The organism is Paenibacillus sp. V4I5 (assembly GCF_030817255.1).
GTDB lineage: Bacteria > Bacillota > Bacilli > Paenibacillales > NBRC-103111 > Paenibacillus_E.
The window spans coordinates 2,859,784-2,882,879 of the sequence record NZ_JAUSZB010000002.1; the positions used below are offsets into that span (position 1 = coordinate 2,859,784).

At 45.4% G+C, this 23,096-nt stretch carries 24 protein-coding genes and 1 pseudogene; 7 read left to right on the plus strand and 18 right to left on the minus strand.

Annotated features, from left to right (window positions below):
- Positions 1 to 47: 47 nt before the first annotated feature.
- Positions 48 to 716 carry an HAD family hydrolase gene (locus tag QFZ78_RS14975; RefSeq protein WP_307548651.1) on the minus strand — a complete coding sequence of 223 codons (669 nt, stop codon included), beginning with the start codon at positions 714 to 716 and terminating at the stop codon, positions 48 to 50.
- 265 nt (positions 717 to 981) lie between these two features.
- On the opposite strand from QFZ78_RS14975, the gene nagB reads away from it, so the two are divergent.
- The 3 genes from nagB to QFZ78_RS14990 all read left to right on the plus strand — a co-directional run bounded on the left by nagB (position 982) and on the right by QFZ78_RS14990 (position 3,814).
- Positions 982 to 1,710: a glucosamine-6-phosphate deaminase gene (gene nagB / locus QFZ78_RS14980; RefSeq protein WP_307548653.1), complete on the plus strand. Its 729-nt coding sequence runs from the start codon at positions 982 to 984 to the stop codon at positions 1,708 to 1,710.
- Positions 1,707 to 2,879, plus strand: a complete 1,173-nt coding sequence (nagA, locus tag QFZ78_RS14985; protein WP_307548655.1) for an N-acetylglucosamine-6-phosphate deacetylase — start codon at positions 1,707 to 1,709, stop codon at positions 2,877 to 2,879. The genes nagB and nagA overlap by 4 nt, the downstream gene beginning before the upstream one ends.
- A gap of 176 nt (positions 2,880 to 3,055) precedes the next feature.
- Positions 3,056 to 3,814, plus strand: a complete 759-nt coding sequence (locus QFZ78_RS14990) for a YdcF family protein (RefSeq protein WP_307548658.1) — start codon at positions 3,056 to 3,058, stop codon at positions 3,812 to 3,814.
- Positions 3,815 to 4,496: 682 nt separating this feature from the next.
- On the opposite strand, the gene QFZ78_RS14995 is transcribed toward QFZ78_RS14990, so the two are convergent.
- Genes QFZ78_RS14995 through QFZ78_RS15005 form a run of 3 tightly spaced genes read right to left on the minus strand, consistent with a single transcriptional unit; the run spans position 4,497 to position 5,581 of the window.
- A complete protein-coding gene (locus QFZ78_RS14995; RefSeq protein ID WP_307548660.1) occupies positions 4,497 to 5,066 on the minus strand; it encodes a manganese catalase family protein in 570 nt (189 codons plus the stop codon).
- A gap of 15 nt (positions 5,067 to 5,081) precedes the next feature.
- A complete protein-coding gene (locus QFZ78_RS15000; protein WP_307548662.1) occupies positions 5,082 to 5,348 on the minus strand; it encodes a spore coat protein CotJB in 267 nt (88 codons plus the stop codon).
- Positions 5,345 to 5,581: a spore coat associated protein CotJA gene (locus QFZ78_RS15005; RefSeq protein ID WP_307439817.1), complete on the minus strand. Its 237-nt coding sequence runs from the start codon at positions 5,579 to 5,581 to the stop codon at positions 5,345 to 5,347. The genes QFZ78_RS15000 and QFZ78_RS15005 overlap by 4 nt, the downstream gene beginning before the upstream one ends.
- A gap of 211 nt (positions 5,582 to 5,792) precedes the next feature.
- Here QFZ78_RS15005 and QFZ78_RS15010 point away from each other — a divergent pair, with 211 nt between their 5' ends.
- Entirely contained in the window at positions 5,793 to 6,479 is a 687-nt protein-coding gene (locus tag QFZ78_RS15010; RefSeq protein ID WP_307548663.1) for a C40 family peptidase, read from the plus strand.
- Between the two features lie 76 nt (positions 6,480 to 6,555).
- Here QFZ78_RS15010 and QFZ78_RS15015 read toward each other — a convergent pair.
- From QFZ78_RS15015 to QFZ78_RS15055, 9 genes and pseudogenes are all read right to left on the minus strand, one after another.
- Positions 6,556 to 6,729, minus strand: a pseudogene (locus QFZ78_RS15015) (HAD family hydrolase); the annotation flags it as partial.
- A gap of 80 nt (positions 6,730 to 6,809) precedes the next feature.
- A complete protein-coding gene (ytvI, locus tag QFZ78_RS15020) occupies positions 6,810 to 7,856 on the minus strand; it encodes a sporulation integral membrane protein YtvI (protein WP_307548666.1) in 1,047 nt (348 codons plus the stop codon).
- Positions 7,857 to 7,870: 14 nt separating this feature from the next.
- The gene (locus tag QFZ78_RS15025) at positions 7,871 to 9,208 is read right to left on the minus strand and encodes a hemolysin family protein (protein ID WP_307548667.1); all 1,338 of its coding nucleotides are present in this window, start codon (positions 9,206 to 9,208) and stop codon (positions 7,871 to 7,873) included.
- 25 nt (positions 9,209 to 9,233) lie between these two features.
- Positions 9,234 to 10,361 carry a radical SAM/CxCxxxxC motif protein YfkAB gene (gene yfkAB, locus QFZ78_RS15030; protein WP_307548668.1) on the minus strand — a complete coding sequence of 376 codons (1,128 nt, stop codon included), beginning with the start codon at positions 10,359 to 10,361 and terminating at the stop codon, positions 9,234 to 9,236.
- 128 nt (positions 10,362 to 10,489) lie between these two features.
- Positions 10,490 to 12,718 (minus strand): MMPL family transporter, encoded by a 2,229-nt coding sequence (locus tag QFZ78_RS15035; RefSeq protein ID WP_373461033.1) that lies wholly within the window; start codon positions 12,716 to 12,718, stop codon positions 10,490 to 10,492.
- 64 nt (positions 12,719 to 12,782) lie between these two features.
- Positions 12,783 to 13,913, minus strand: coding sequence for an HD-GYP domain-containing protein (locus tag QFZ78_RS15040; RefSeq protein WP_307548672.1), 1,131 nt, complete (start codon positions 13,911 to 13,913; stop codon positions 12,783 to 12,785).
- 118 nt (positions 13,914 to 14,031) lie between these two features.
- On the minus strand, positions 14,032 to 14,844 hold the full coding sequence (locus QFZ78_RS15045; protein ID WP_307548674.1) for an undecaprenyl-diphosphate phosphatase: 813 nt from the start codon (positions 14,842 to 14,844) through the stop codon (positions 14,032 to 14,034).
- Positions 14,845 to 14,956: 112 nt separating this feature from the next.
- Complete coding sequence (locus QFZ78_RS15050) at positions 14,957 to 16,417, minus strand: bifunctional metallophosphatase/5'-nucleotidase (RefSeq protein WP_307548676.1); 1,461 nt, start codon at positions 16,415 to 16,417, stop codon at positions 14,957 to 14,959.
- Positions 16,418 to 16,485: 68 nt separating this feature from the next.
- Complete coding sequence (locus QFZ78_RS15055; protein WP_307548678.1) at positions 16,486 to 16,956, minus strand: hypothetical protein; 471 nt, start codon at positions 16,954 to 16,956, stop codon at positions 16,486 to 16,488.
- Positions 16,957 to 17,084: 128 nt separating this feature from the next.
- On the opposite strand from QFZ78_RS15055, the gene QFZ78_RS15060 reads away from it, so the two are divergent.
- The 3 genes from QFZ78_RS15060 to QFZ78_RS15070 are packed head-to-tail and all read left to right on the plus strand — an operon-like array spanning position 17,085 to position 19,979.
- Positions 17,085 to 17,786: a molybdenum cofactor biosynthesis protein gene (locus QFZ78_RS15060; protein ID WP_307548680.1), complete on the plus strand. Its 702-nt coding sequence runs from the start codon at positions 17,085 to 17,087 to the stop codon at positions 17,784 to 17,786.
- Between the two features lie 22 nt (positions 17,787 to 17,808).
- The gene (locus QFZ78_RS15065; protein WP_307548683.1) at positions 17,809 to 18,873 is read left to right on the plus strand and encodes a ThiF family adenylyltransferase; all 1,065 of its coding nucleotides are present in this window, start codon (positions 17,809 to 17,811) and stop codon (positions 18,871 to 18,873) included.
- A 56-nt stretch (positions 18,874 to 18,929) separates the two neighbouring features.
- Positions 18,930 to 19,979: an HD-GYP domain-containing protein gene (locus QFZ78_RS15070; protein WP_307548685.1), complete on the plus strand. Its 1,050-nt coding sequence runs from the start codon at positions 18,930 to 18,932 to the stop codon at positions 19,977 to 19,979.
- On the opposite strand, the gene QFZ78_RS15075 is transcribed toward QFZ78_RS15070, so the two are convergent.
- From QFZ78_RS15075 to QFZ78_RS15095, 5 genes are read right to left on the minus strand one after another with little or no spacing between them, the layout of a single operon-like run.
- Complete coding sequence (locus tag QFZ78_RS15075; protein WP_307548687.1) at positions 19,980 to 20,369, minus strand: DUF350 domain-containing protein; 390 nt, start codon at positions 20,367 to 20,369, stop codon at positions 19,980 to 19,982.
- On the minus strand, positions 20,366 to 21,013 hold the full coding sequence (locus QFZ78_RS15080; protein WP_307548688.1) for a signal peptide protein: 648 nt from the start codon (positions 21,011 to 21,013) through the stop codon (positions 20,366 to 20,368). The genes QFZ78_RS15075 and QFZ78_RS15080 overlap by 4 nt, the downstream gene beginning before the upstream one ends.
- Complete coding sequence (locus QFZ78_RS15085) at positions 21,010 to 22,206, minus strand: glutathionylspermidine synthase family protein (RefSeq protein WP_307548690.1); 1,197 nt, start codon at positions 22,204 to 22,206, stop codon at positions 21,010 to 21,012. The genes QFZ78_RS15080 and QFZ78_RS15085 overlap by 4 nt, the downstream gene beginning before the upstream one ends.
- Before the next feature lie 5 nt (positions 22,207 to 22,211).
- On the minus strand, positions 22,212 to 22,844 hold the full coding sequence (locus QFZ78_RS15090) for a hypothetical protein (RefSeq protein WP_307548692.1): 633 nt from the start codon (positions 22,842 to 22,844) through the stop codon (positions 22,212 to 22,214).
- Positions 22,841 to 23,062: a hypothetical protein gene (locus QFZ78_RS15095; RefSeq protein WP_307548694.1), complete on the minus strand. Its 222-nt coding sequence runs from the start codon at positions 23,060 to 23,062 to the stop codon at positions 22,841 to 22,843. Before QFZ78_RS15095 ends, QFZ78_RS15090 begins: the two co-directional genes overlap by 4 nt.
- Positions 23,063 to 23,096: the final 34 nt, after the last annotated feature.

Sequence of the window (23,096 nt, forward strand, 5' to 3'; positions counted from 1 at the left end):
CTACAGTGTATGCCCATCTAGCCCTATTTGCGACAGCCTACTCTTAATTACAAATATTCAAGCAGTTCGGCGAAGCTGCGGATTCGTATATGCGCACCCTCTAGCTCTCCTGGCTCTCGAAAACCTGCATAATCGCAAGCGGCTACGGTAAGGTTATTCTGAAGTCCTGCCTCCACATCGGAGGAGCGATCGCCAACCATCCAAGCTGATTGGATATGATGTGTTTCCAGCAGTATTTTTACTAAGTCTACTTTGGATCTCGTTCGATATTGCCCTGCACTGTACAATCCTTCGAATAAATGCGCAATACCTCTGGCTTCAATAACATGCCGCACATAATCTTCGAGTCCATTGCTTGCGACAAATAAACGAATTCCTTTATTATGTAAAGCCTGTAACGTCTCAGCTACTCCTTTATAAAATTCGCCTTGCCCCTGCTGCAGTCCCTCCACTTGATACTTGATCAGCAGTTTATCAGCTTCCTGACGAGTTCTCATCTGTGCATCCGGTAATACCCGCTCCCAAATGTGCTCAAGAAGCATGCCTAGCGCCCCCAGTATTCGCTCCTCTGGTGGAGTCTCACCGACAAATAGACCTTTAGCTCTAAGCTCATCAAACGTCTTATGGTAAGCAGGCAGAAGTAAGGTCTCCGTCTGAAATAATGTTCCGTCCAAGTCAAATAGCATCGCTTCAGGTTGTTTTCTCTGATTACTCATTATCAAGCTCCTTCTATGCTCAGTATCGAAAAATAATGTAATGATCTTAGATAAGAATGGCAAACATACCCATGTAAGTCAATATTCATATTTAGGAAAAAGCCTGTTGCCGATAAGAAAAAATTCAGTTATGATTGAAATGAGAGTAATTTGTTTTTAAAATGATATTTTTATGCAAAATACCATCATAATTAATCAAAATAGGTATCATATCTTGCAAACATCCTATTCGATAACTTATCTTTTGAAAGTGAGGAAGACGATCATGAATCTTCATATTTTTCAAAATCAACAAGAGCTGAATGAAGCAGGGGCTGGTATTATTACCTCGCTTGTCCAAATGCAGCCTAAAGCGGTATTGGGTCTAGCCACTGGTGGAACACCTGTAGGTATTTATGTGGAGCTTGTTAAGGCTTACAATAAAGGACGTGTTAGCTTTAAATCTGTCACTACCTTTAATTTAGATGAATATGTCGGCTTACCCGTAGATCACCCAGAGAGCTATCACGCATATATGCAGCAGCATTTGTTTGCACATATTGACTTACCTGCTGCTGCAGCCCATATCCCCAACGGAAATTCAGCAGATCTAGATGCGGAATGTGAGCGTTACAACCAACTTTTGGAAGAAGCGAAACAAATCGATTTGCAAATTCTCGGCCTAGGACATAACGGGCATATTGGTTTTAATGAACCCGATCATTCCTTGATCAGCGGTACACACCGTGTAGAATTAAAAGCGGAGACTCGCGAAGCGAATGCACGTTACTTTAACTCCATCGATGAAGTACCGACTCATGCTTTAACCATGGGTGTAGGCACCATTTTGAAAGCCAAAACGATCCTGCTGATCGTTCGCGGAGCGGATAAAGCCGAGATCGTACATCGCGCACTTACAGGTCCGATTACAACGGAAATTCCGGCAACCCTTTTGCAAACTCACCCACACCTTGTCGTTCTTCTTGATGCTGAGGCGGGGAGGCTTTTTGAATGAATGAACTTGTAATTTCGGGGGCTAAGATCGTTACGGAGCAGGGAATCATCGAGCGAGGCATCCTTCATTTGAAGGATGGCTTTATTGCTTTTGTCGGCGATAGGTCCCAGTGGGATCCTTCAGCTGCAGGTTCTGCCGCTAGATCAGTCAATGCTCATGGAAGCTGGTTGTTACCAGGATTCATCGATGTTCACGTTCATGGTGGTTACGGCGCTGATTTCATGGATGCGAATCCAGAGACACTTGACATTATCACTCGGTTTCATGCCTTACACGGTACCACCGCCATGCTGGCTACGACGATGACAGCGACTCGAGATGCGATTGATCGGGTACTTGGCGAAGTAGACCGCTATAAGAGCCAAGAGATGCCATACGCTCAGCTGCTTGGCGTACATCTAGAGGGTCCTTTCATCTCACCCAAATGGGCAGGCGCGCAGGATCCGAACCTCATGGTACCGCCTCAGCTCTCATGGATTGAAGACTGGCACGAGCGCTTTCCGCAGCTCATGAAGCAGTTGACCTTGGCCCCCGAACGCGAGGGGGGCCTTGAGATGATCGCGTGGCTGCGCGATCATGGCATCGTTGCCGCCTGCGGCCACACCGATGCGACCTATGCCGACATTCAGTCGGCGGTTCGCGAGGGGCTTACGCATGCGGTGCACACCTACAACGCGATGAAGCCGCTGCATCATCGCGAACCTGGAACCGTCGGTGCGATACTCACCGACCAACGCATCAGCGGCGAAGTGATCGCTGATGGGCACCACGTGCACCCAGCAGCGATTCGCCTGCTGGCCATGGTGAAGCAGCCGCATGGCTTGCTGCTGATCACAGACGCCATGTCAGCCGCGGGACTCGGCGACGGGCAGTACGAGCTTGGCGGGCAAGCTGTGACCGTACAGTCGGGCGTAGCCCGGCTGACGGAAGGCGGCGCGCTCGCCGGCAGTACGCTGACGATGATCGAGGCGCTCCGGTTTATGGTGCGCGAGGTCGGTGTCAGCGTTGAAGACGCGAGCCGCTTCGCAAGCGGCAACCCTGCGAGGCTTCTGCGCCTCGAGGCGTCGCACGGCTCGATTGCGCAGGGCAAGCAGGCTGACTTGCTGCTCGTCAGCCCTGAATTAGAGATCGAACATGTATGGGTTCGCGGCAAAGAAATGACAGATTAAGTTGGCTTGACGCACATATTCGTTGATACTAGCCCCGACTTCGTTAATCGCGAAGCCGGGGCTTTTTGCATTTCGCTATTTTGAAGCTCTTGTAAATTTGCAGGAAAGTACCAACTTTTGTCGAAAACCCCTAACATCATGCTTGAGTATACACAAGAAAGGGTTTGACGCCTGATATGATTTATTTGATAAAAATTGCTTACACCCTATTATTCCCTCCTGGAATTATCATACTTCTTCTCGTGGCTATAGCTTTATGGCTGAAACAAAAAAAGGAGTACCTCGGTACACTTCTTGTGGGTCTTGCCGCACTTCTTCTAGGCGTATCCTCCATGCCTTATTTCGGCAATACATTACTGAATTCCATTGAAAGAAGGTATACACCACCTGTTCAAGTGTCCGGCGACGTGCTAGTTCTACTAACAGGAGGTGCAACCTTGGATAATCCAGACCCTCTCACCAAAGGGGAAGGATATCTGACAGGGAACACGGCCGCGCGTGTATTAACGGTTGCTGAACTATATCGAAGCACAAAGCTGCCCATCCTCTTGTCTGGCGGTCAAGTGTTTCGTGACTCGGGCAATGAATCTCAGATTGCCAAACGGCACCTTCTCGCGCTTGGTGTTCCCGAATCATCCATTTCCATGGACGATAAGAGTCGCAATACCGAGGAAAATGCCTTGAATACACAAGCTATTCTCACAGAAAAAGGCTGGAAAGCGCCAATTCTCATCACATCTGCCTTCCACATGGCCCGATCCGTTAAGCAATTCCAAAAACTCAAAATTGACGTAGTCCCCTACCCTACCGACTATATTTCCCAACAGAAGCAATACCTCAGTATCAGTAAATTCATTCCATCTTCCAGTGGTTTATCCACCACAACAATTGCGCTGAAGGAATTCTTAGGCTTGTTTGCAGCAAGGAACAATTAGACGGATAGCCACTTATTACGCTCGTACATGCTATACTCTTCCCCACTCAATCTTGTGCCTTTACCCCTATGTCCTTTCCGGATGAGGATGAATTGCAGAATTGGCAAATAGGCTCGGAAACCGCGCTTTCCACTAGTGGTGCTTGAGATAAGCGCGGTTTCCGAGCCTAAAGTAAGTGAGAGCAGCGATGAAGTTAGGGGATTTCGGCTGAGAAATCGTTTTTGGTACTTACAGATGAGGACGAAACGTAGAGTTGGCGAATAGGCTCCAATACCGCGCTTTCAACTGGTGGTGATTGAGATAAGCGCGTTTTCGAGCCTAAAGTAAGCGAGAGTAGCGATGAGGTTAGGGGACGTCGGCTGAGACGTCGGTTTTGGCACTTACAGATGAGGATGATACGTAGAATTGGCGAATAGGCTCCGATACCGCGCTCTCAACTAGTGGTACTTGAGATAAGCGCGCTTTCCACTAATCGGCCTTGAAGTAAGCTCGGTTTCCACGCTTAAGTCTGGAGTTCACTGAGATAAGCTCAAAGCTTATCTCTACTGTCGACTAAGATAGTATCCGTCAGCAATGATAAACATCATCTGATTAAAAGCAAAATGCAGGCCTCTCGGCCCGCTTTTTGTTCCTACATCTATCTACATCTACCTAATTCTACACTCCCAGACCTCACTCCTGCTTAAAAAACCTTCTGCGCTTCTCGATCATCCTTCAAAATTTCAACAGCTTCTCTAAATCGCAGGGAATGCACAATCTCCCTTTCACGGAGAAACTTTAGACTGTCCTGCAGATCAACGTCATCGGTTACATCAATCAACCATTGATAGGTTGCTCTTGCTTTCTCCTCTGCGGCAATATCCTCATAGAGGTCCGCGATGGGGTCTCCTTTGGCTTGTATGTAGGCAGCCGTCCAAGGTACACCGGATGCATTCTGATAGAAGAGCGCTTTGTCGTGGCTCACATAGTGATCGTCCAGACCAGCCGCTTTCAGTTGCTCGATGGTTGCATCTTTTGTAAGCTTATACACCATTGTCGCAATCATTTCTAAATGGGCGAACTCTTCTGTCCCAATGTCCGTTAGCAGCCCCACCACCTTATCTGGGATCGAATAGCGTTGATTCAGGTATCGTAGTGCCGCAGCAAGCTCCCCATCAGCGCCACCATATTGCTCGAGCAGAAGTTTAGCCATCCTAGGGTCGCATTTACTGACCCTGACCGGATACTGAAGCTTCTTTTCATAAATCCACATACGGTTTCCTCCTCCTCAGACTTGCCATGGCCATGGGGGTTCACACCACTGCCAAGGATGTTTCGTATAACTTTGACCGTACGGCATCAAAGGGCCAAATTCCATCTCAAATTGCTCGACGATTTGTTTTCTTTTCTGCGCAAACTGATTGTATTGTTGAATGGCCCCTAGGTCATCCGGATGCGTATCCAAATATAAAGTCAGCTCAATTAATACGAAATCTACAGCTTGCAGATCGTGAAGCTGTTTGTAATAAGACTCTGGTAACATGGGTTCACTCATGTCAATGGGCCCCCTTCTACCGCTTTGGACTCATAAGGCCCGTAAAGTGCCGGCCAGAGCGTTCCTTTTTTCAGTGCTTCATAGGGGCTAAACTGTGGCAAGCCTGGCGGTTGAAAGTGGATATATAATTGTGGCGGTGTGTTGTAAAACTTCACTCGAATGGGCGGACAAGGATCAAATGGACCAATGAATGGGAAATATTTTTTAAATTGTGAATGCGAATGCATATGCATATCTCTCCTCCTCTTCTGTCTTGGGAGTAAATGAAATCAGGCGTAGCAACAAAGGCCTATATGCTCGTTATATGCGGCATGACTTGGCCAAAATCACATGTTTTCCAACATTTCCATATTGTATGGGTTAATCGTAGACGGCTACAATGAAATCAATCGTTATAAATAACGATTGATAAAGAACCTACATACACCATGGGAGGAAACTACGATGACTAATCCAAAGCTGATTCTCGCAACTGCTGCAATACTCGTGACAACCTCCGTAAGCAGCTTATTCCCCCAATCTCCTGTTTCTGCCGCTACCTCAACAACAAGCAATATAGCTTTGACGCAAGGAATGACGAGTTCCTCTGTATCAGAACTGCAGAGAAACTTGAAAAGCCTCGGTTTTTTTACATATCCAACTGTAACCGGTTACTTTGGAACAATAACTACACAAGCCGTTAAAGACTACCAGAAAGCTTATCTCCTTCCTTCCACAGGGATCGTAGACGCTGCAACGAGGCTCAGTATCGCCCATGCCGTAACCAAACGTACGATGTTGGTAGATGCCATGAACTTCGTTCGAGTACCTTATCTTTGGGGAGGTGTGACACCTCAAGGCTTTGATTGCTCTGGCTTTGTCTATTACATGTTCAACAAACATGGGATACCCGCTGTACGGACGACGTCTAAAGGCCTTTTTGATTCAGGAATCTCAGTGAGTCTACCTAATTTGCAGCCAGGCGACTTGGTTTTCTTTGCAATTGCAGCTCCTGGAGTGGTAGACCATGTAGGCTTCTACATAGGGAATGGGCAGTTCTTATCCGCTACGAGGTCTGCTGGCATTTATCCTCAGAGTATGATGAATTCGTATTGGGGACCCAAATATGTAGGATCCAAGCGCGTATATTGAAAAAAAGTCCCTGCTGCGTTGCCATATGGCAACTAAGCAGGGACTTCTGTTTTATGAAGCAGCTTTCGAGGGCGTACTAATTTAGATAAGGAATAAGTTCATGAAGCTGACTAACGATTGCGAGCGGTTTCTTATCGGAGTCGGAAGCAGGAGCAGTTTTACCATATTTATTGAGCCAAACTGCCTTCATGCCGATTTGCAGCGGACCAGCTACATCCGCTTCCCATGAGTCACCTACGAATAAGGTATCTCTGGCAGCACTTTGAAATAATCAAGGGCTAGTTGATAAAATTAACTTCATACCCTACCACCCTGTTCCTATACTGTGGCTCAATCCAGCTTGATATTTAAGTTCAACAGACCAGCTTTACGCATAGCTTGATAAATAATAACAACCAACGGCCCTAGAAAGAGTCCTGTTATTCCTAATAACTCAAAACCAACGTACAAACTGATCAAAGCAGCGAGTGCATTAATTCCAACAGCATCACTTAGCACTTTAGGCTCTACAATGCGGCGGAATATCGTCAAAACAAGGAAAAGGATTAACAATCCTACACCCATTCCCGTGTGTCCAATCAGCAGTTGATAGACGAGCCAAGGAATAAACACAAGCCCGGTACCAATCACAGGAACGAATTCCATAACCATCACTAATAAGGAAATGGCTAGCGGATATTCAGCTCGTAAAACAAGTAAGCCTATAAACGTGACCAAATAGGTTAATACGGCCATGATGAGTTGAGCTCGAATGAAGCCAAAGATAGCTTCCCGCAGGTAAGTCAGCACGTTTTCCATCTTTCCTTTGGATTGCTCCTCAAACATCGACAGAAACGCCATCCTCAGCTTGGGTAAACTAAACATAAACAAATATAAGGCGATGACGTACATAAGCATTAAAATAAATAAATTCGGAATTTTTCCAGCCATATTTAAAAAGAATCCAGAAATACCGCTTAAAGCATCTGTTAACGCCCCTGTTAAGGTTTCTGTACTGCGTTCCAGCCAAGTTTGCACTTGTGCCGCCATGTCTGGTGACAAGGAATCATAGAACACCTGAGTACGGTTGACAGCTTGATCTACATACTTATTCACTTCATTCATATAATTTGGCGCTTTGCGGCCAAGGTCAATGAGCTCAGTGACGACATTTAACCCTATGAAATAAAATAAGGTCAGCGTCAACAGCGTAAAGACGGTACAAATGATCGAAGCAGCAATCAACCGATTCACCCTCATGGCACGCATGAAAACCACGGTTAGAGGGTCCAAGAAAATAGCTGTCACAAGCGCGAGTAGGAATGGCAGCCCTATGGTGAACAATCCGTACAATAGCAGTAATCCAAGTACCATGATTAGGATGGTCTTAGGCGACATTAGGACTCCTCCGCTTATTCATCTACAGGTCTGACAGCGTTGATTTTGGTTATGTGAACGCGTACGATACGTAATCGATCCACTTCGGACACCTCAAACACATGGTTGCCGAAAGCCACTCTTTTGCCTTTTATAGGAATACCTTCAAGCTTCTTAAACAGCCAGCCACCGATAGAGTCCACATCATCGTCGTCGATATCCAGATCCAGCATATCGTTCAAGTCTTCAATCAGGACACGGCCGTCAACGGACGTATACTTATCTTTCACCTCAACACCTGGCCGCTCATCGATATCGAACTCATCGTGCATTTCACCAACAATCTCTTCCAGAATATCTCCAAGTGCTAGAAGTCCTGCGGTACCGCCGTATTCATCAATAACGATAGCAAGTTGGGAATGTTTTTTTTGCATTAATTTTAATACTCGACTTATTTCCATCGACTCTGGAACATTGAGAATTGGACGAATAAAGTTTTTAATTTCCTGCTCTTCATCCGGATCAGCTGTCAGCAAATCAGCAATGTGTACGAAACCGACAATGTTGTCCTTATCTTGGTCAGCTACAGGGTAACGTGTATGCTTCGTCTCATGGACCATACGCAAATTATCGATGAAGCTTAGCTCTAGGTATAAACAATCCATATCCGTCCGCGGCAGCATAACCTCACGGGCAATACGTTCTGAGAATTCAAAAATATTATCGAAAAGCACCATTTCATCCTGATCGATATGACCGCTTTTGACACTTTCATCCATCAGGATACGAATCTCTTCCTCCGTATGGGCAGCCTCATGCTCGCTTGCCGGCTCTACACCAATCCATGACAAAAATTTATTTGCCGTACCATTCAGCAGCCAGATAATCGGGCGAAACAGCCTGTAGAAGAATAACAGAGGTGCTGCAAGCCATAGCGAGGTTAATTCCGCTTTTTGAATCGCGAACGATTTCGGGGCTAGCTCACCAAGCACAATGTGAAGGAACGTAATAAAGCCAAATGAAACAATGAAAGACAATGTCGTCGTATAAACCGAAGTCTCCACTTGAAGCTTATGTAAGAGGGGTTCCATAATCAACTCCGAGATGGCAGGCTCACCGACCCAGCCTAGTCCCAGAGAGGCAAGTGTAATCCCCAATTGTGTTGCTGATAAATAAGTATCTAACTTCGACGTTACCTTGATGGCGTACTTCGCTTTGCCGCTGCCTTCATTGACTAACTGTTGAATGCGTGATTGTCTAACCTTCACAAGCGCAAATTCAGCAGCAACAAAGAAACCATTGAGCAGGACTAATATAATAACTACTATCAGGTTAAGTACAATGGATCCGAAATCAAACGAAGTATGTGGCAAGCGTATATCTCCTTCAGTAATATGATTAGATGATAGCTTTGCGGCTTTTGAAATCAACAGAACGGTAATACGAATCAGCTACCAGCAGGTTAGGGCCACAACAAGAAGCGGTGCTGCAGAAGCAGTTTACACGCTGATTCAGCGGATTATTCTCCCAACGGGCAAAAATGGTATCTAACTGATCATCATGGATATTACCTAGAGGTGGTTCATTTGCAAAATCCGTGACGAACACTTCTCCTGTAAAAGTGCTCACATTCAACCGATTGCGCCCATCCGGATCATTACGCACGGTTACATTCGGCTCCTCGCGAAGCCTTTTAACCAATATTCTGTCCTCTTGAAGATCGTTGCAAGCAAAGAATGGCAGTGTGCCAAACAGCATCCACATGTCACGATTCCGGCTGTCTAACAACCGATGAATGCTCGATCTTAACTCGTCCAGTGATACCATAGGAAGATGAGAAGCAAAGGAACTGGCATACATCGGATGAACTTCATGGCGCTTGCAGCCCATTTCATCAATCAGCTTATGAATCTGAGGTAATTTCTCATGCGTGCGTGTATTAATCATCGATTCCGCTGAAACATAAAGTCCACCTTTGCTAAGCGCAATTGTATTTTCAACCATGCGTTCATACATGCGCGCCGCGGTATCATGACCAACAGGATGTCCACTATTCACAAAGCCGACTTGATGGAAATCGTCAGCATTCAAGTAATTGAAAGAAATATGCATGACATCCAGATAAGGAGCGAGAAGTTCATACCTGGCTAAGTCAAGCGTTAAATTGGAATTGATTTGCGTACGAATACCGCGCTCCCGTGCATATTTAAGGATTGGCAGCATATAGTCTTTGACGATCTTGATGTGATAGGAAGGCTCTCCACCGGTTAAGCTGATCGTTTCTAAATGCTCAACCTGGTCCAGCTGCTTCAAAATGATCGGCAAGGGAATACGTGGTCCTTCCGACATGGTTAACGAATCCCCAACTGCGCAATGCTCACATCGCATATTGCACAAATTCGTTATTGTAAGCTCTATACTTGTTAGTACGTGTTTCCCGTATTTGCGATAAGACCGAATAGGGTCCCATGGATCGTAAGCGGGGGTTAGCTCCGGTAGGATGGAGCTTGTTCCATTCATATTCATGCTGTTACACCTGACCTATCATTTCCTATTCACTTGCTAATTGTTCCTATCATGCCTATACCTATGCCCTTTATTGTAACTTATGATTCGTAAAAAAGGAAACGGCAGCATCGGAATTTGAACTTCCGCTACTGCTTCTCTGCTTTCGACTGCGTACTCATTCGCAGCCACTTAGGTGCCCACCAGTTCGCATCCCCAAGCAGTTTCATGAGTGCCGGAACGAGCATCACTCGAACTATGGTCGCATCGATCAGAACAGCGAGACCTAAACCGAGCCCCAACGCCTTCATGATTTCGATATCTGTAAAAATAAATGATCCTACAACGACAACTAAAATAAAAGCAGCGCTTGTTATTAAGCTTCCCGTTTTCTTAAGCCCTTCAGCCGTACTCTTATCATTGTCACCGCTTGCTTCATACTCCTCCATAATGCGAGAAATCAGGAATACTTCATAATCCATGGATATGCCAAACACTACACAAAAAATGATAACTGGCAGTGTTGCACTGACGTAACCAATGGACGTTATGTGCAGTAAATCCGCCATGTAGCCATGCTGGAACACTAAAACAACAACACCGAGACTCGCGCCAAGACTCAGCATGTTCATTAATACAGCCTTGAGCGGAAGCAAAACGGACCTAAAGGCAAGCAATAGTACGATGTAGGTAATCCCCATCACAAAGGTTAATACTTCAGGAATTTCATTCTGAATGCGATCTATAATATCCAGCCTATAGGCCGGTCCGCCTGTGACTGCAATATCAAGTCCGTCCTTACTTAAGCTGCGAAGTTCTCGGACAAGACCATCCGTCGCTGGATCATCGGTATCTTTCTCAGGCACTACAACCATCAGAGCTGTGTGTCCTTTTGCAAATTTATTGCCTTCTATTTGTGCTTTGACGCTTGAATCCCTTAGCATAGCTGCTAATTCATCATCCGAATGTTGACCTAGTGTACTGATAAAACTCTGCACTTCCTTTACACCAGATACCCCTTTAACCTGTTCACTATAAGCCCGAATTCGACGAATCGATGCCTCTTCCCATACTTCTCCTTGTGTATGAATAACAATTTGGATGGGTCCCATCATACGCGGATCATAGGCCGCCTTCAATAATTCCGAGCCATATCGGGATTCGTAGCTGGGAGGCAGCACCTCAGCGTTCGGTACATTTAACTTCATATTCCCTATCGGGGTCATGGTGTAGATTAGAGCACCGCCGACGATAACAACCAATAGAACGGGCCGTTTCATCACAGCATAAGCGATTCGTTCCCAAAAGCGGGACGTTTCTTGCTTGCGAAAGCGTTTAGGAACAACCTGCAAAGAGTTAATCCGTTCACCAAGTATACCGAGAAGCGACAGCAGCATCGTATTCGCGACTATAACAGATATCGATACGACAATTACGCCGCCCAAACACAAGGAGCGGAAAAAAGTGAGATCTACGAACAGCATGCCAAGCAGCCCAATCAGCACCGCTATACCGGAAAAAAAGATCGATTTCCCAGCCGTCTGACAAGTCATTGCCACAGCTTCAGCCACATTCTTCTGTACCTTGAGTTCCTCCCGAAAGCGACTGACAAGAAACAAAGCATAATCAATTCCTACGGCAAGACCGAGCATCGTCACCATATTCGGAAGAAAGTTCGATAAAGATTGGTGCTGTGCGATAAAATAGGTGATCCCTAACGTAAGGGTAACGCTCATAAGCCCAACAATCATAGGTAATAGCGCCGCGACTAGCGTGCCAAACACGATTAATAATACAATCAGCGCAATCGGTAGACCAATCGCTTCTGATTTGGCAATATCGTGCTTACTCGCTTCCTGCATATCATGCAAAATAGCAGGTCCGCCAGTCACATATACATTCATACCATTTGGCGGATGCACGTGTTCCTTAAGCTCTGGATATTTCTCCAGAGCAGGGTCGGTATCTAGATTTAGCGATACGGTTACTGCCATCACATCTAGGTGACCTTCGTTACGAGGTGTCGCTACGAATTTCACACTTTCTACATACGGCAGCTTCGTAAGTTCGTTCAGCGAATCCATAATGGCTTCTTGATGGACTTTGTCCGTCATGTTGAGCCCATCCCCCGTATAAACCAGGTTCAACATCGTAAGCGGGACACCAAGCTCATCCCGCAGTTGAATTAGGCCACGATCGGATTCACTACCTTTAGGCGTAAAGCCGTTGTCTTTGAGCATACCTGGTGCTTTCTGTGCAAATATAGCAAAGCTGAGAAACAGAAGCACGCCAATAACTAGTACGAGCCATCGGAAACGATGCATGGCATATCCCCATCTCCAAAACTTCCCTTTCACAGCTGTTTCTCTCACATGCATCCCCCTAATTTGCAAAAAGAACCTGGATTCCCAGGTTCTTCATACTTGTTATCTATATTTTATCTTAAAATATGGTCGGCATACTTTCTGGATCAAATTCGCCTACTTTAATTTCCCCAATTTCTGAAATTAATGTAGAAAGCTTCGTTGACAGGTCAATTTCATACGGTTCTTTGAGCACTTGACCGGATTGATCCTCCAGCACACGAACGATCGGCCTGTGTGGCACGGTTACGTTTAACTTAGAAACAATGCCAAACTCCCCGGTATTCAATCGAACGGTTATGCCTAAGGGGTAAATCGCGATTTTATCACGAAATAAGGCAATCTGACTTTGATCATACATCGTGCCAGAGCCCGCGAACAATTGTTCCATAGCTTCATGCGGCAGTAAAGGTCTTCTATATACTCTTGTAGTGGTCATAGCATCATAAGAATCGACTAAACCAATCCATTTGGCAAATTCATTAATTTCTGTACCTTGAATCCTACGCGGATAACCGCTTCCGTTAATTCGCTCATGGTGCTGAAGAGCACAATGCGCCGACAGAAGAGGAATGTTTGGTTCGTCTTTCAAAATGTTAAAACCGTATGTCGTATGATTCTTCATCTCAGTAAACTCTTGTTCGGTCAATTGCGAAGGCTTGCGAAGAATACCAAGTGGTACTTTCGTCTTACCAATATCGTGAAGCAAAGCTCCCAATCCAAGTGTTTCAAGGTTCTCACGACTGTACCCATAGCTAATTCCCAGCATGATGGCATAAATACTTACATTCACAGAATGCTGAAATAAATAATTATCTTTCACATTCATATTATTGAGCATAACCATAGCCCCTTGATGAGCGCTTAGATCGTCAATAATCATTTTCATCACATCTTTGAAATTACGACCGATGTCATAATAACTAACGGCACCGCGTTTGTTTGAATCTTCCATGACCTTCTTAAAGGTATTGCGGATTTCGAGAACAGCTTTCGTTCTCGTTTCATCTTGAATAATATCCTCTTGAATGATGTCATTGGTCCGAGAATCTTGAATATATATGTAGTCGATTCCGTATGTAAAAAGTCGATCAATGAGTCTCTGAGAAAGCTCAACATTAACGGCCAGCAGGACCATACCATCGTCGTTGTAAATATTCTTGGCCAACCTCATTCCAGGGTGACACATGTTGATCGGCATTAACAGCATTTCAGGACCCCCGCATAGGTGAGCGTTACTTTCTATTTAAATGTAATAGATTTCACAATAAAGTTCAATAAAAAAAACCGCATCATTCGACGCGGTTCGATAAATAAAAGAGTTATTGTTACTTTAAGTACATATAAAGAGCGAAAATGATGGCTAATGCAAACCGGTAGTAAGCAAAATACGTTAATTTCATATTTTGAACAAACTTGATGAAAGAGAAGACGGCCAACAACGCTACGATAAATGCAACGACAAAGCCTACTGCGAAAAAGGGTAGATCATTCAAGGAGAGTGCGTCGTAGTTTTTGAGAATATATACGCCAGAAGCTCCAAACATAATGGGAATCGCCATAATGAAGGTGAAGTCTGCAGAAGCGGCTCGGCTTACGCCGGAGAGCATCCCACCGGCAATCGTCGATCCAGACCGAGAGAACCCAGGCCAAATGGAAACCAATTGCCACAAACCGATAAAGAATGCTTGACGATACGTTAAATCATCCAAAACCTCAACACTTGGCTTTTCCTTCTTCTTCTCCGCGATGATCAACAAGATGCCCCCAAGGACAAGCCCGATCAATACCGTTGTTGCGTTAAAAAGCTTCTCATCGACGATATCATTAAACATGATGCCGATAATCCCTGCTGGTAGGATACCGATGAGAATGTGCAGTAAATTCAGTTTATTCCCAGCTCTACTCTCGCTTTTCCTTTTAACTAATCCGAATAAGGATAAAATCCGTTTCCAATAAATGAGCACGACGGCCAGAATAGCACCTAGTTGGATGAAAAAATTAAAAGTTTGCATCACTTCATCATTTTTGGTGTTTAATAGGCTTTGTGCTAGAATCATATGCCCTGTAGAAGAAACCGGTAAAAACTCGGTCAATCCCTCTACGATCCCTATGATGATCGCTTCAAAAATAGTATGCATGGTTTCCCCCTATGAGTTGAGAGTTTATAGATGTACTCCTGTCCAATTATCTATTCTACCTGTAACTTGGTAGATCTGACAACTCCTTCGACAAAGGTCGTGGTTGTTCGACTTATTCGTTATTTGCATTAGGTCTTCTATCCGTAAATCTTAGGAAATGACTGCTTACTATCGCGTCTTCGTCGCGAAGCTCAAAAGCTAGTACATCACGGATAAATTCAGGCAGCATATACGTCACCTGTTTGCCGCGACCGAGCGATAAATAACCTGAGCCGAAAGTAAACATGTCGATCGTGCCAACGACATAGTCACGACTAAGGTCTAAAGGCTCATCGCCCACGTTCACCGCGATGATGCGTTCGTAAGGTGCACGGGTTCTGTCGGTCATGACGGTCAATCCGTCGACACACAGCACGCCCAGCACCTCGCCACGGAAGCCGAAGCCGCGAATCGGCTTCTCCATGAACTCGCCAAGCAGCGACTCTTCGAGTGCTTGCATCAGGTCCGCCCCGCTGAGCAGCAGCCGGCAGGGGTTGATCGGACCTGGGCAGATTTCCAGCAATCTGCCGCGTGTCAGGCGCCCCTCCTTCAGTCCCTGAAGGAGCTGGCCGCTATTGACCAGCCCGATTTCGGCGCTGGTCCAGCGGCGAATCCCTGCGGCAAGCAAGTTGCCGAGCGGGGATTCGCCGTACCAATCGAGGCGCAGCGGTTCCCGCAGCTGCGCCACCTCCGCATTCAGCGCCGCTGCGCTGGCGATGCGGTAGTGCTCCAGCAGCTCGGTAACGCTGCTGTCTTCTTCACTTGCGTCCGTCATAGGGACGACGCGGCCTTGGAGCTCCACGATCCGGCGCTGCGCCGGATCGTAGGCAAGTTCAATATGGCCGGCATACTGACCGAACTTGCCGGCCGCGCAAATATAGGTGCCGCTGAGCAGGAGCGGCTCCTCCAGTACATGATGCGTATGGCCGCCGAGGATGATATCGATGCCTTCCAGCTCCTCAGCCATACGTTGATCCGAACGCAATCCCAAGTGGGACATGACAACAATGATATCCACCCTTGGGCGAAGAAGCCTAGCATAGGCCTTTACAGCTTCGAGTGGGTCCGTTACATGCCATCCAAGCAGTTCATAGTACGCTTGATAAGCCGCTGTTACCCCGATGATTCCAATGGTGAGACCCGATTTCTCAATCGTAAGTGTAGGAAGCATCCAATCCGGCGTCTTATTCGTCGCCACTTCTATAATATTGCTGCCGATAATTGGGAATTTGGCATGCTCCTTCACAACCGTTCTTAACAATTCCGGTGTGAACGTCAGCCCTTCATTATTACCCATGACCATCGCTTCATAGCCGGTCACGTTCATAATTTCCAAGTTGGCAGAAGCATTCGTGCCTTCCGTTTCAGGGCGCATCCGGTCCATATGATCGCCAATATCAAGTGTCAACACCTGATCAGCCGGCCACAGTCGACGCACACGATCAAAGTACGCGCTAATTTTGGGCATCTGTTCAAAATGACTATGAATGTCATTCGTATGTAATATAACGAGTCGTTGCAAGGGCTCAGACACACCGTTCACCTCTTTTCTTTGTAAGTCAGATCCGAAGCATGTCTAATCTTATGCAGTAGAATGGCCTCTCATTTCTTGAATTTTAGCTCATCAAGTGCCACTCTGTTTTTGAATCCGAAAGTCGCTTCTTCCCCGAGCGCCTGATCATGAAGAAACCACACTTTGATAACACTTTTGACATTGAGACATTCACTGCTGCCATCCGGCACGTAAAGACGAATCGGATAACCTTTCTTGAGCGCCTGTCCATCTTGAGCATATAGAAATAAGGCGGAATCTAATTGTGACCAAGGCATTAGTGCTTCAAATTCGTCTACTGCCTCCACTTTCAGATACGTAGGTTCTTCAGCATGCCCTCCATTACGGCTTCTCTTCCAGCTCCGATACCACGATTTCAAATCAAAGGCATCTCCCTGCACATTCGGTACACGCTCCTGAAGCGATAACTGCTGCTCAGCAAGTGCAACCATCTCGGATATCGTGAATGCTTCATTTTTTATATGTAGGTCTGACACTTGTATGCGCAAATCTTCTTGCATGAATACATTTCCCCTCTCATCATTAAGCGCCATTTATTATCCAATTGCTCTACCCATTATACCATTTTCAGGTCAAAATATGATATGCTGTAAGGGATTCCAACAACTAAGCCATTAGGAGCAGAGCCGTGAACATACACATCCAACTCTTTGCAGGTTTGGTAGACCTATTCGGGACTTCCATCCTAATTATAGATATCGAACAAGAATCTATTTCTATTGAGCAGCTCAAAAAGCAGATCACAGCAGCCTATCCGGCAGCTTCCTCTCAACTTGCGACCTGTTTTTTTGCTAAAAATCAAGCTTATGCCGGAGATCAGGAAATCGTCACAGCTGCCGATGAAATTGCACTGATTCCCCCTGTGTCAGGCGGTCAACCATCTAAGTATGAAATCACCCACGATACGATTGATCCATCCAAGGTAGCTTCTAAAGTCAACCACCCCAATCACGGCGCTTCGCTTGCTTTCATAGGGACAACAAGAGAAATGACCTATGGGCAGCGGACCGTCCTTTTGGAGTATGAAGCCTACATCCCGATGGCACTCAAAACCATGGAAACCATCGGTGAAGAGATAGAAAATCAGTGGCCAGGCACGCTTTGTGCAATTACTCACCGTTTGGGCAAGGTCGCTATTGCCGAAGCTAGCGTCGTTATTGCCGTTTCATCCCCGCATCGCGTCCATTGCTATGATGCGAGTCGGTATGCGATTGAACGCCTAAAACAAATCGTACCCATTTGGAAAAAAGAGATATGGGAAGATGGCTCGGAGTGGAAAGGCAGCCAAACAGGTCCCTGGAACCCGCTCCAAACGCCACAATTCGAATAAACCAGACAGGAGATGACCACACTTGGACACTCATTTACGTAGAGATCAGAATGAAGACGTTGATACGCGCTATTCCAGACAAGTCCTGTTTTCCCCCATTGGTAAAGAAGGACAGCGCAAACTCGGAGGAAGTCGAGTTGCTATCGTAGGAATGGGTGCTCTAGGCACCGTTCTTGCCAACCATATGGTTCGTGCAGGGGTCGGTTATGTACGACTGATTGATCGTGATTTTGTCGATACTAGCAACTTACAACGACAAATGCTCTACGATGAAGAAGATGCAGCTTCCACCACACCCAAAGCGATTGCAGCAGCAAAACGGTTACAACTCGTAAATTCGCAGGTAACGATTGAGCCTCATGTAACCGATCTGAATTCCTTGAATGCTGAAAAGTTATTAAGCGATGTAGATTTAATTCTTGATGGAACCGATAACTTTTCGGTTCGCTTCCTGATTAACGATGTAAGTATCAAACTAGGGATTCCTTGGATTTATGGAGGTGCTGTCGCCTCTAGAGGAGTCTCTTTGACGATCCTTCCGGGACAAACACCATGCCTTCGCTGCCTTTTCACACAAGCTCCCGCCGCAGGCACGACTGAAACCTGTGATACTGCTGGCGTTATTGGCGGAATCATTCATGTTGTAGCTTCCTTTCAAGCAACGGAAGCTCTTAAATTGCTTGTTGGCGCGAACGAACAGCTTAATCTTAGAATGCAGCAATGGGACTTATGGTTCAATCAGAATTCAGCGATTAGTGTCGCAGGTGCGCTTAAATCAGACTGTCCCGCCTGCGCAATGAAGCAGTTCGATTACTTAGAAGTCGGTGTGGAAAGTGACACGATTCAATCCTTATGCGGTCGTAATTCCGTCCAGATTCATCCGGTAATTCCTTCCGACAAACCCCTTGAATATTGGGAAGAACGATTAAAACCACTTGGACCGGTAGAGAAAAATCGCTTCCTTTTAAAGTTCGAAGCAGCCCCGGATTTGCACATGATCATCTTTCCAGATGGCCGTGTCCTTATCCAAGGAACCGAAGATTTAATTCAGGCTAAAAGTCTTTACAGCCGATATATTGGGATGTAGTATAACCATATACCTACGGAAAACCGATGGATTATAGGACTAGGAGAGGAGCTTCTATGCGTATACATGTGCTTCAACTTATTGTGGGTGATAAGCTTATTTCTGATTCCTATAATATGGTAGGACTTCATCTTCTTTCATCAGGCACTGTCGTTGATAGCGGAGATATTTTGATGCTCAATCGCCACAATGTAGAATATGTAGATATACACCCTAGAGGGAATGAAGCCGTTAATGAGTTTGAAGAGCCTACAGTCCGACAAGCAAATAGCAAGCAATTACACTCTTTTAACGATGCAATCACCGGTATAAAAGATATATTTGCTGCCGTACAAAACGGAGAATCTATTCATATTGAACTTATAGAATCCGCTTTCAATCCGATGATAGAAGGCTTTCAGGAGGAGAAAGACGTTGTTTCGTTACTGCTTTCTTTGAACAGCAATGATGATTATACGTACCAACACAGTGTGCAAGTAGGTATGTTATCCTACTTTATTGCTAAGTGGATGAATAAAAGTGAGAAAGAAGCCCTTCATATTGGAAAGGCAGGCTATCTACACGATATCGGCAAAAGTAAAATCCATTCAGACATTCTACATAAACCCGCAAAGCTAACCAACGATGAGTACAATGAAATTCAGAAACATACGATATATGGCTATGAAATCATCAAAAAATCCTTAAATGACAATCCCCTTGCTCTCGTTGCTCTAGAGCACCATGAACGTATGGATGGTACAGGCTATCCTTTACGCAAAAAGAGTACAGAAATCCATTCATACTCGCTTATAATTTCGGTTGCAGACGTTTACAGTGCTATGATCTGCAACCGGGTTTACCAGCAAAAACGTGATCTACTGATCGTTCTGAAGGAACTGTACCGCATGAGTTTTGGCCAGCTTGATCCAAAAATAACTCAAGTATTTATCCGCAACATGATTCCTAATTTTATCGGTAAGAAAGTATTACTAAGTGACGGACGCGTCGGTACGATCGTCATGATAAATCCAACTGATTTCTTCCGACCGCTCATTAACATTAATAATCAATTCTTGGATCTATCACAACTTGGCGACGTAGAAATAACAAAAATCGCCATCTAATTAAATAATAAGACTGCTGACTGCAATTGCGATTCCAATATAGACGGCAGCTAGCAGCGTGCCAACCGCTACATTCCCTTGCTTTAGTTGATCAGATAGCTTCACACCTGGTGTAAGCCAATCAAAGATCCAATACGTAGCAAGCAAACATACATACCCTACCGCGAACCATAGGCTCATATGCCAGATCGAAGAATTCGTGTAAGCCGCAATGCCTAATACAATCGCTGTAGCTATAAATTTACCACCCATGGTGATGCCGACGGCTACATTGCCATTGTTTATTTCCTCCATATCGCGGTAGGGCGTCATTAAACTAAACACGTACATACCTGCGAATTGCAGCAGGACAATCACAAATAAACTAATTACTATATCCAAAACTATCATTCTGCCCACCCCCGAAATTTCGCCATAGCTTGATCAAAATTACTGTAATCGTGTACTTCCTCTAGAATAACCTGTACTTCCTTCTTGTTTTTAAAGCTTATATAACGTTCCTCTGGAATGGGATGCTTCACTTTCTGTCCTGTTGGTAGATCAGCTACCGCGAAATAGCGAAATTTTCCATCCAGCGCCGTTTTGTAAACCCCTACTAATTTTACATCCGTCTTAATTTCTATTTTTAACTCCGCTAAATCTTTTTCAGCTTCTTCCTTCGTTTTAAATGTCTTAATTGGCTTCCATTGCGAAAGTGTAACATCGTTCTTCCCTTGAGCATCTGTTTTCATTGTTGCCTGCATATAGCTTAGTACCCACACTTGGTCCCCTGTAGCAAAATTCTGATCGTTCGAAATCCGTTCATTATTCGGCAGCAGGACCATATCCCCATCCAATAAATCCCCGACTTTTACCTGCTGTACTTGATAATCCCACGGTACTTCACCACTCATACTACTTGTGATTGGGGGACTTCCAACTGTAGTCTTACTCAAAACGGATGGTTTCTTATGAAGTGCACTGCTAATGGCCCAAATGATTAGGATGCATACAACGAAGCCCGCTGCCATTAGCCAAAATCGTCCTTTTTTCAAGGTGCTTTCACTCCTATCGCTACAAATTGACTAGCATTTCCTGTAATCATCCCACCTGCTCTCCCTAATAGCCCGCACGGTGTTCCGTTAAGGACAAAGAGACCTGTTAATAAATGTTTATTTCCATGAGCAAAAGATAGCTCGGGTAAATCGGCTCGCTGCTGATAAACACGCTTGAAAAACACACTCGTATCAAAGCCAACTTCATCTTTGACCTCTAATTCACCCTGCGTGTTATACAACTCAACCGAGCCGCCTTCTCTACCGAACATGGATTTGGACACGTAATCACCTGTAAGATCAGGCGTCATATAAGTAGGCAGCATATAGGTCCTTATTGCCTCATGCTCATCTGAGGTGAACAATTCTGCGCCTTCCTCATGCAAGCCCCATATGATGGCTTGCAAGCCTTTTGACTGCAAGATGACCGCATGTAATGGATTGAAAACTTGTATGAATCGTTCTTCAATCGCATAAGAGAAGGCCTCTCCTCCATCATCAATGCCCATCCATTCCTTTGGGTATAGCGCAAACATTTTGTTGATGATTTGGTTCTCTCCGACCTTAACGACGCCTTCGTCAATCCATAAATCCAAACAATCGAAACAGGTTACCTTTCTTCCGCTATGCGCTACAAGAGCATCTATGGTTCCCGTATCTTCAACATGCTTTCCATATGCAATGCAGGTAGCAAAGTCAGGCGCTTCGATCTCCCACGCTGAGCGGATTAGTTCTTTCATAGCATGGTTTGGTGATTCTATTCCCATTTGATCAAATAACCAGGGTGTAGCGATCGCTGCTTCTACATACCCTGTAGGTGTATCTGCATTCAGCTCTAAAAGCTTAATACCGCCTTGCTGATTCACGGTAAAATCAAACCTTGCATATCGACTAATGAAGCCCGCGGCACCCGGCTCGAGTCGATCTAACCCATCCCACAGCACTTCAGGAATAGACAAGAGCTCATATAACTCCCTCTTCCCTTTCACATAACGAACCGTCTTATCAAACACGCGCCACAAACCTCCAGCCGCATGGATAAGTTCTTCGTATGCATGTCGCTGCATAACCACTAGTTGGTCAATCCAGTACGCTTCCTCTTCCATATCTGCCCATGTAAAACCAAGGCCTGCCAGCTGCAGCACCCTATGATCTCTGTTGGGAGAAGGCGTCCCGATGACTTCATATATCACAGAAATTAACCTCCCGAACTGGAGCTTGACGAAGAGCTGAAACCACTTGATTTACCGCCAATACTACCGGAAGAGGTTGAGGTCGATTTGGAGCTTGATGTTGTTCCGCCGCTCGCACTGTTTGACGATGACTTATTAGTTGTAAACGAGCCTGTTCCACTCGAGGTTGTTGGTGTCTTCGTTGTGGATCGATTTGAGAACGAATTCGGTTGATAGGTTTTCGTCACATATGGCGTATTTGAACGATAATGATAGGAACGGTGATTGCTGCCCCAACTGCTTGATGAGTAAGGACTTACCGTATTAAAGATCAAATGGTATAGTAATAAATCATCCCAACCAAAACCACCGCCACCGGTTATCTGGTTCATTCCTCCAGAGCCCGTTGAGCTCCCCCCTGCTTCAGGCGTAGGAGATGGAGAAGGCGACGTCGTTTTATTATCCGATAGCACGGGCACGGGCAAACTCCAGTCAACCGAAGGGTCGTAATAAGCTTTGACGTCTTCAGAAGACCATTCAACCAGCTTAGATACAGCACTCGGATTTGGAGACTCTGCGGCATGCGCTGATAGCAGCAGCATATGACTTACAAGCATGATGCCTATAGAGGTGGAAAGTACTTTAAGCGGTCGTTTCACTGCCTGTTCCCTCCCCCTCCTGAGCTTACCGTAACCAACAGAAGCTCAAAAACATTAAGATCTAAGTTCAATCTTCCTTCAATCATTTCATATTCCTTACCGCCAATAAGAACAAAGTTAGCTACATTTAAGGCTTGAATGAGTTGCTCATCCCATGGGCGTTCACTAATTTTTTGTAGCTGTCCGTCCACCAATTTTTCGAAGAGCGCAATATTCATCGATTCAACTTCCTCCATTCAAATCTTTATACTA